Origin of the sequence: Acidovorax sp. (assembly GCF_046314175.1) — a bacterium.
Classification (GTDB): domain Bacteria; phylum Pseudomonadota; class Gammaproteobacteria; order Burkholderiales; family Burkholderiaceae_C; genus Acidovorax.
In genome coordinates this window covers 1-6,186 of sequence record NZ_JBKBXG010000156.1, presented here as the reverse complement: position 1 = coordinate 6,186, position 6,186 = coordinate 1, and the positions used below count along the sequence as shown (strand labels likewise).

The 6,186-nt window shown below is 63.1% G+C and carries 6 protein-coding genes; 2 read left to right on the top strand and 4 right to left on the bottom strand.

Annotated elements, in window-relative coordinates:
* The coding region (locus tag ACK4OE_RS24760; protein ID WP_409889079.1) for an SDR family NAD(P)-dependent oxidoreductase at window positions 1-521 on the top strand (521 nt) is incomplete at its 5' end.
* 197 nt (window positions 522-718) lie between these two features.
* Window positions 719-1,747 (top strand): phosphotransferase enzyme family protein, encoded by a 1,029-nt coding sequence (locus ACK4OE_RS24755; RefSeq protein ID WP_409889077.1) that lies wholly within the window; start codon window positions 719-721, stop codon window positions 1,745-1,747.
* Window positions 1,748-1,775: 28 nt separating this feature from the next.
* On the opposite strand, the gene map is transcribed toward ACK4OE_RS24755, so the two are convergent.
* The 4 genes from map to ACK4OE_RS24735 all read right to left on the bottom strand — a co-directional run bounded on the left by map (window position 1,776) and on the right by ACK4OE_RS24735 (window position 5,894).
* Entirely contained in the window at window positions 1,776-2,576 is an 801-nt protein-coding gene (gene map, locus ACK4OE_RS24750; RefSeq protein ID WP_409889075.1) for a type I methionyl aminopeptidase, read from the bottom strand.
* Window positions 2,576-2,863 carry a ParD-like family protein gene (locus ACK4OE_RS24745; protein WP_409889073.1) on the bottom strand — a complete coding sequence of 96 codons (288 nt, stop codon included), beginning with the start codon at window positions 2,861-2,863 and terminating at the stop codon, window positions 2,576-2,578. Before ACK4OE_RS24745 ends, map begins: the two co-directional genes overlap by 1 nt.
* A 375-nt stretch (window positions 2,864-3,238) precedes the next feature.
* Entirely contained in the window at window positions 3,239-3,790 is a 552-nt protein-coding gene (locus tag ACK4OE_RS24740; protein WP_409889071.1) for a hypothetical protein, read from the bottom strand.
* A 166-nt stretch (window positions 3,791-3,956) separates the two neighbouring features.
* A complete protein-coding gene (locus tag ACK4OE_RS24735; RefSeq protein WP_409889069.1) occupies window positions 3,957-5,894 on the bottom strand; it encodes a sigma 54-interacting transcriptional regulator in 1,938 nt (645 codons plus the stop codon).
* Between the last annotated feature and the right edge of the window lie 292 nt (window positions 5,895-6,186).

Genomic DNA, 6,186 nt, shown 5'->3' with positions numbered 1-6,186 from the left:
AGCAACTCAGGGCCCAGGGCCCGTGGCACTGCATCATTCACGCCGCTGGCCTGCTGCACGGCCCCCACGGCATGCCAGAAAAGCGCCTGAGCCAGTTGAACTACGCGCAGATGGAAGCCACCTTCCGCACCAACACCTTTGGCCCCGCGCTGGTGCTGGCCCACTTTGCACCGCTGCTGCCCAAGCAGGGGCGCGGCGTGCTGGCTGTGCTCTCGGCCAAGGTGGGCAGCATTGGTGACAACCGCCTGGGCGGTTGGTACAGCTACCGTGCCAGCAAGGCCGCGCTCAACATGCTGGTCAAGACGGCGTCCATCGAAGTGGCGCGCACCCACCCGCAGGCGGTGCTGGTGGCGCTGCACCCGGGCACCGTCAACTCGGTCTTGTCGGCCCCGTTCAATGGCGCGGAGATTGGCCGCCCGGCAGCCGATGCGGCGGGCGACATGCTGCGGGTGCTGGATGGGTTGCCGGCGGAGGAAACGGGGAGCTTTTACGCCTACAGCGGCGACAAGCTGCCGTGGTGATGGCGACGTGGATTGCTATTGTTTTGATACCGATGGTGCAATACCAGCGGGCGGTAGCAGCCCTTTCAAGCAATTTCTCGTGATGTGGCTGTTTTCCCGCTTGCACCAGCCTGGGTGGTTCAGCAAAAAATTCTTGACGCAACCGCATCGAACCAGGTCGCACGGGTGTTTCATGCTGCATCCATGGAGAATGCCGCATGCTTTCACCCACCTCCCGTGACCTCAACCTGTTCGTCTCCCACACTACAGCCGCAGCCTCTTCCGTGAGTGATTGGGTGGCGCGGCACTATGGCCTGCCAGTGCAGCAGTGCTACCTGATCCGCCGCAACCTCAACGACAACTACGCCGTGCGGGCCACGGATGGCAGCCGCTATGTGGCGCGGCTTTGTGCCATCCGGCCGCGTGGCGCGTTCAATGTGGATTTTGAGGTTGCGCTGCTGGCCCACCTGAACGCGCAAGGTGTGGGCGTGGCCACGCCGGTCTTGGCTGCGAATGGTGCTGCCAGCATTACCCTGCCGTTCCCCGAGGGGCCGCGTGCGCTGGTCCTGTTTCGCCACTGCGACGGTGCCGTGCCCGATACGCCCGAAGAACTGCACCTGACCGGCGCCACGCTGGCCCAGATTCACAGCGCCGCGCAAAGCTACACAGGCCCCGCAAGCCGCTATGTGCTGGACGGCCACCACCTTGCAGGCCGCACGCTGGACTACCTTGCCGCCCATCCCGAGCTGGACCCTGCCGTGCTCGATGCCTACCGGCAACTGATTGAGCGCCTTCTGAGCGAGCTGGCGGAAGTTGAGGGCACCTTGACCCGCGTGATGTGCCACGGCGACACGCATGGCTTCAACAACCATGTGACCACCGATGCCGATGGTGTGCAGCGCGCCGCCTTCTTTGACTTTGACGACGCCGGGCCAGGGTTCCTGACCTATGACCTGTGTGTGTGGCTGTGGTCGAACCTGCCGCGCAAGGCCCCCATGGAGCCCGACGACGCCTTGCTCAAGCGCTGGCAGCAGTACCTGGCCGGCTACCGCGCAGGCGGCGGCCATATCACCGATGCCGACCTCGCCGCCTTGCCGCTCTTCGTGCAGTTGCGGCACCTGTGGAACATGGGGGAGGGCGTGGCGCGCATCCACCACTGGGGCGCCAACATGATGTCTGCCGACTGGATCAAGAAGCAGCCCGATGTGATGGCCGCTTGGGCCCGTCTGGAGCTGCCACCCGGCTGATGCGGCAATCTCCTCGTGCAGGCCATCCCTAAATCGCAGGGTAGCTGCCCGTGCCTCCCGGCCATGCTGTCAGCACCTCAAAGCCGCTGTCTGTCACCGCCACCATGTGCTCCCACTGGGCCGAGAGCGAGCGGTCCTTGGTCACCACCGTCCAGCCATCGGCCAGCTCCTTGGTTTCTCGCTGGCCTGCGTTCAGCATGGGCTCGATGGTGAAGACCATGCCCGCCTCCAGCCGCAGCCCCTGGCCGCGCCGCCCATAGTGCAGCACCTGGGGCTCATCGTGGTACACCGTGCCAATGCCGTGACCGCAGTACTCGCGCACCACGCTGAAGTTCTCGCGCTGCGCCACCGTGGCAATGGCGTGGCCCACATCGCCCAGCGTGGCCCCCGGCTTCACCGTGCGGATGCCTGCGCACAGCGCCTCGTACGTGGTGCGCACCAGCCGCTGGGCCAGCACGCTGGGCGCGCCCACGCAGAACATGCGGCTGGTGTCGCCATACCAGCCGTCTTTTTCCACCGCCACATCAATGTTCACGATGTCACCCTTCTTCAGCATCTGCTGGGGCGAGGGGATGCCGTGGCACACGACATGGTTCACCGAGGTCAGCACCGTCTTGGGGTAGCCCAGGTAGCCCACATTGGCAGGCCGCGCGCCCTGCACGTTCACGATGTGGTCGTGGCACAGGCGGTCCAACGCGTCGGTGGTCACGCCCGGCACCACATGCGGCTCGATCATCGCCAGCACCTCGGCCGCTAGTTGTGCGGCCCGCCGCGCCATCACCAGTTCTTCGGCCGAGCGGATCGGCACCCCACGGTCAGCGCGGGCCATCAGTGCGGCTGCTTTCTGGCGCGCACGGTGGGAGCGACGTCTGTAGCAGAGGTAGCAGGCTTGCTGTCCAGCTCACCCCGCGCAGCCAGCGCCACATCCAGCCCACCTGCCAGCTCGGCCCGCACCAGCATCTGGCAAATCTCGCGGTGGTCCAGGTCGGGGTACATCTCGGCCAGCATGCCGACGCGCATCCAGTGCTCGGCCTGGGAGTTGATGGAACGGCTCAGCGCCGTGCTGGCCAGACGCAGGTTTTCGTGCATCTGGTCGGAAATTTTTACTATGCCCATGGGGTGCTGCCTTTAAGCGAAACGTATTTGAATTGTATATGTTTCGCATAATTTGAGAGTGTGCGGCACCCAGGTACCGTCAGTTCAACTTTTGCAACCCTGGTCAACGGTGCCGAGATTGGTCGCCCGACTGCCGGTGCCGCTGGAACAAGCTGCAGATGCGGGAAGGGTTGCCAGTGAGAAGAGTGGGCAGTTTCTACGTTTACACCGATGACCGGCTGCTATCGTGAATGCGGCGTGGTTTGCTATGATTTTGATACCGCATACGCCGATCTATCAAGCGCTAGCAGGCATTTTGGCCAGAACTCCAATGCTGGCTTCGTCAGACATGACTACCGCAGCGTGGAGAGATTGCTGCAAGTACGAGAAGGCGTATTACTCCGTTCCTTCAGATTTCTTGGCACACCATTCAGAGTATGGGAGTTTGGACTTGCTGCTGCGGTACTCGGCCATGAGGTCGAGCTGTCGATCAAAGCCGACTTCTTTACGTTGCAACGACAAGAAGCGGTCCTCTTTCTGCTCTCTGGTTTGAAGATAGGCGACTGAGCGAAAGCCGTTCATCTTCCACTCCCCTTTTCTCAAGGGATAGGGGCCCGGAGTGCCTTTTCGTCTGGGCATGTGGCCAAGTTGAATGAAGGACATCTCGATCATGGTTCCAGCCAGTACCCCAACGATCTCATCTATCGAATCTGCCAGATCCACATCCTCTTTGCCGTTTTGTAAACATCGAGACACCTCCTGCATCCATTCGTCGTCATAGATCTCTACGGAGTCTCTTACGGATAGCTCAACCGCTTTTAATGTCCGGTCTGCATATTTACGCCAAGTTCCGAGGTGATTGGATTCTTTCAGTGCGTACCACGCACCACTTCCAAAAAGATCTTCGAGCGCAGATTTCACGGAGAGATATTTGGTGTATTCGTTCATGACGAGGCTGCAATGGTTGGTTAGTTCTCTCAACACGCCATTCGACGGGTCGACCCATCGTTCAAGTCGAGCAGTTGTACCGCTAGTTGTTCTGAAGGCAGATGCGACCTTTTTGGACCGTTGAAGATGGGTTTTCGCAGTCGCACTTGTGCAGCCCGACTTCGCGTCATCGCCACCCAATCCCAAACTTCTTAACCCGATAAGCCATCGTCGCCCGGCTAATCCCCAGCAACCGCCCAGCCAGCGCCACATTCCCCCCCGCGCTTTGCAACGCCTGCCGCAGCATTTGCTCTTCCGCCTGGTGCAGCGGTGCCACCACCGGCGCAGCGGCTGGCGGTAGCGCCACACCAGCCCGCGCACTCGCTGGCGCAGCGGCTTGCGGAACCTGCATCGGAGCAGCCCCCGCACCCCTCACCCCCTGCGCATGCAGCGTTCCCCCGCTGTTCCCCTGCAAGTGCAGCGACATCACCCCGCCGCCACTTTGCTCACCGCCCGCAAACAGGTGGTGCGGTTCAATCGGTTCGCCATCCGTCGCCAAGATCACCGCGCGTTCAATCAGGTTCTGCAACTCGCGGATGTTGCCGGGGAAGGGGTAGTGAAACATCGCCTTCACGGCCGCCTGGCTAAAGCCGGGCACCTGCCGCTGGTGTTTGCGCTGGTAGTGGGCCAAGAAGTGGCTCATCAGCAAGGGGATGTCGTCGCGCCGGTCGCGCAGTGGGGGCAGGTGGATGGGGAAGACGTTGAGGCGGTAGAACAAATCCTCGCGGAACGTGCCTTCGCGCACGGCCTGGCGCAGGTCCACGTTGGTGGCGGCCACCAGGCGCACGTCCACGCGCACGGTGCGGGTGCCGCCCACGCGCTCTACCTCGCCTTCTTGCAGGGCGCGCAGCAGCTTGCCCTGGGCCACCAGGCTGAGCGTGCCGATTTCGTCGAGGAAGAGGGTGCCGCCGTGTGCACGCTCAAAACGGCCGGGGCGCGCTGTGCCTGCGCCGGTGTAGGCACCGCGCTCCACGCCGAAGAGTTCGCTCTCCACCAGCGTCTCGGGGATGGCCGCGCAGTTGATGGCCACAAAGGGCTGGCTGCTGCGCGGGCTGATGCGGTGGAGCATGCTGGCAAACATCTCCTTGCCCACGCCCGATTCGCCGGTGAAAAGCACCGTGGCGGCGGTGGGTGCCACGCGCTGCAGCATGTGGCAGGCAGCGTTGAAGGCAGATGAGGCGCCGACCATGGTGGCGCTTGCCGTGGGGTCGGCGGCGGTGCCTGCATTGCCGGATGCCGCCTTGCCCGGCGGTACGCCCAGGTAGGTGGTGCGTGCCTTGGTCCGCGCGCCTTCTGGCATGGAAGTGGGCAGCGAAGCGGGCGGGGTGCCCACAAAGTCCTGGGCGTTCAGGTAGAACAGGTCTTGCTCGGGGTCGTCCCACAGTTCGGCCGATTTGCCCACCACGCGGCAGTGCGCGGCGCCGGAGGATCGGCAGTCCACCTCGCGGAATACGATCATGCGGCCAAACAAGGTGCTGACGTAGCCCGTGGCATAGCCCACCTGCATCCAGCACGCGGGCGAACCGCCCACGCCATAGGCGGCGATGTGCTCGTCGTCTTCGCTGGAGTTGTGCCAAATGAACTCGCCGTCGTATTCGCCCAGCTCGGCGTTGTAGCGGGCGTGCACCACCTCCACCTGCACCACGCCCTCCAGCGCGTGCAGGCGCGTGCCTGCCATGGCGGCGGCGGTGGGCTCGGCATCGGGCCATTGCTGGCGCACCAGGCGGGCGTCGCGCGCACCGCTCACATAGCCCGCACGGGTCAGCAGGCCGCGTGCCTTGTCCAGGCCAATGCTGTCGATCAGCTCGCGCCGCAGCGAGCCCAGGGCCTCGGAGTGCAGCAGGATCATGCGCTGGTCTTGCAGCCAGATACGCCCGTCGCCGGGGGAGAAGAACAGGCATTCGCTTATGTCGGCCACCGTGGGGTGGGTGTGCTGGCTGATGCCATGGGTGTCAAACCCGCCCAGGGCGCGGGGGGCTTCGGCAGGCACGGTGCCCAGCAAGGCCTGGCCTTGGCCCACGGCGGTGCGGTGCAGGTCGGCCAGAGAGACGCGGCGCTTCGGCATGGGGGCCTCCGGTAGTGGATCAGAAAGTGATCAAAAAGTGATCATTTGATCAATCTTTGTAGTGCCATTTGTTTATGAATGGTAACTATTTGGTGGCAAAAAGTCGCCGTGCCAGCCGTGTTTTGGCCTAGGGAAAGTCCGTAGCGCTCCCTCTCAAAAAGCCCGTGTTTTATGCGTTTTGGTGCTTGGTGGCAGGCGGGGCTGGTACGCCCGTTGCAATTTCAGACCACGCCGCTGCAGCCATGCGGTGGGTTTTGATTTCAACCAAGGAGCAATGCAATGGGTGTTTCAG

Excerpts from the sequence above, each read along its gene's own strand:
- ACK4OE_RS24755 (WP_409889077.1), top strand. The coding sequence starts at position 719 with ATGCTTTCACCCACCTCCCGTGACCTCAACCTGTTCGTCTCCCACACT.
- map (WP_409889075.1), bottom strand. The coding sequence starts at position 2,576 with ATGGCCCGCGCTGACCGTGGGGTGCCGATCCGCTCGGCCGAAGAACTG.
- ACK4OE_RS24745 (WP_409889073.1), bottom strand. The coding sequence starts at position 2,863 with ATGGGCATAGTAAAAATTTCCGACCAGATGCACGAAAACCTGCGTCTG.
- ACK4OE_RS24740 (WP_409889071.1), bottom strand. The coding sequence starts at position 3,790 with ATGAACGAATACACCAAATATCTCTCCGTGAAATCTGCGCTCGAAGAT.
- ACK4OE_RS24735 (WP_409889069.1), bottom strand. The coding sequence starts at position 5,894 with ATGCCGAAGCGCCGCGTCTCTCTGGCCGACCTGCACCGCACCGCCGTG.